Source organism: Caballeronia arvi (genome assembly GCF_001544695.2).
In the GTDB taxonomy this organism is placed as follows: Bacteria; Pseudomonadota; Gammaproteobacteria; order Burkholderiales; family Burkholderiaceae; genus Caballeronia; species Caballeronia arvi.
Genome location: NZ_FCOM02000204.1, coordinates 1 through 1,819, shown reverse-complemented (window position 1 = coordinate 1,819; position 1,819 = coordinate 1). Strand labels below are relative to the sequence as shown.

At 68.6% G+C, this 1,819-nt stretch carries 2 protein-coding genes; both read left to right on the top strand.

All coding sequences use genetic code 11. From position 1 onward, the window contains the following. Positions 1-1,236 (top strand): ribulose-bisphosphate carboxylase large subunit family protein (locus tag AWB74_RS44330; RefSeq protein ID WP_061152772.1); only part of this gene is annotated, 1,236 nt, incomplete at its 5' end. Then, positions 1,233-1,819: four-carbon acid sugar kinase family protein (locus AWB74_RS44325; RefSeq protein ID WP_143749543.1), on the top strand; the 587-nt coding region annotated here is incomplete at its 3' end. The genes AWB74_RS44330 and AWB74_RS44325, both read left to right, overlap by 4 nt.

Below are 1,819 nucleotides of genomic sequence, written 5' to 3'. Positions count from 1 at the left end.
GAAACGCCGCTCGATCTGGCCAAAGTCGCGGACATCATGGCGGGCGAGCAGTCCAGCGGCACGTTCGTGCGCGTCGCCGGCGAGAGCGACGCGTTGCGGGCCCGAAGCCGCGCGACGATCGTGGCCGTGACGGAGGACGAGAGCGTCGCCACGCCTTCGCTGCGCAGCGCGTGGCTCGAACGGCAGCGTATCGGCGGGCCGTACCGGCGCGCGCGCGTGACGCTGTCGTTTCCGGCGGCCAACATCGGCGCGAACCTGCCGACGCTCGCCGCGACCGTCGCGGGCAATCTCTACGATCTCGGCGAGACGACCGGCCTGCGCCTGCTCGACGTGCGCGTGCCCGCGTCCTACCGCCGGTCGTTTCCGACGCCGCCGCACGGCGTCGCCGGCACGCGCAAGCTCACTGGCGTCCAGCGCGGGCCCATGATCGGCACCATCATCAAGCCGAACGTGGGACTCACCGCGCAGGAGACCGCTAAACTCGTGCGCAGCCTGTGCGAAGCGGGCGTCGATTTCATCAAGGACGATGAGATCAGCGTCAATCCGCTGCACGCGCCCATACAGGACCGCGTGCGCGCGGTGATGGCGGAAGTGCGCGCCTATCGCGAGCGAAGCGGCAGGAACGTGATGATCGCCTTCAACATCACCGACGAAGTCGATGCCATGCGCCGTCACGCCGAAGTCGTCGAGCGCGAGGGCGGCTCGTGCGTGATGGCGAGCGTCAACTGGTGCGGCTTCTCGGGCATCGAGACGCTGCGGCGCGCGACGCCGCTCGTACTGCACGCGCATCGCAACGGTTACGGCATGATGTCGCGCGATCCTGCGCTCGGCATGTCTTTCGGAGCGTATCAGACCTTGTGGCGGCTTGCGGGCGTCGATCATATGCACGTGCATGGCCTCGCGGGAAAGTTCGCACAGACCGACGACGAGGTGATCGCATCGGCGCGCGCCTGCGCCGCACCGCTTGCGCCCGGTCTGAGCGACGCCGTGCTGCCCGCGTTCTCCTCCGGACAATGGGCCGGCACCGCGCCCCTCACCTTCGATGCGATACAGAGCGACGACCTGCTTTTCATGTCGGGGGGCGGCATGCTCGGTCATCCGGGCGGCGTCGCGGCGGGCGTCGCGAGCGTGCGGCAGGCGTGGGACGCAGCGCGTTCTGGCACGCCGCTGCATGAGTACGCGAAGCACGCGCCGGAACTTGCGGCGGCGCTTGACTTCTTCGGTGCCCGCGCATGACGGCCGCGCCTTACGGCTTCTATGGCGATGACTTCACCGGCGCCACCGACACGCTCGCGCATCTCGCCTGCGCCGGCCTGCGGGCGATGCTGTTCGTTGAAGCGCCGACGCCCGCGCGTTTCGCCACGCTCGGCCCGCTGGACGCCATCGGCATTGCGGGTGCCGCGCGTGCGCTCGCACCGCCCGCGATGCGCGCGGAACTCGAGCGCATCGGCGCGCTGTTCGCGGCGCTCGGCGTGCGCGTGATGCATTATAAGGTGTGTTCCACTTTCGACAGCGCGCCGGAGGTGGGCAATATCGGCGTGGCCATCGACAGTCTGCGCCGGCACTTCGGCAATGCACTTGTGCCGATCGTCGGCGGGCAGCCGAACCTCGGACGCTATTGCGCGTTCGGTAACCTGTTCGCCACCGCGGGCGGCGCGCAGACGTATCGCATCGACCGTCATCCGGCGATGAGCCGACATCCCGTCACGCCAATGCAGGAGGCGGATTTGCGGATGCATTTTCAAACGCTCGGCGTGAGCGTCAACTCGCTCGACTGGCGCGCTTACGCGTTTCCGGACGCCGCACTGAGCGATGCAAT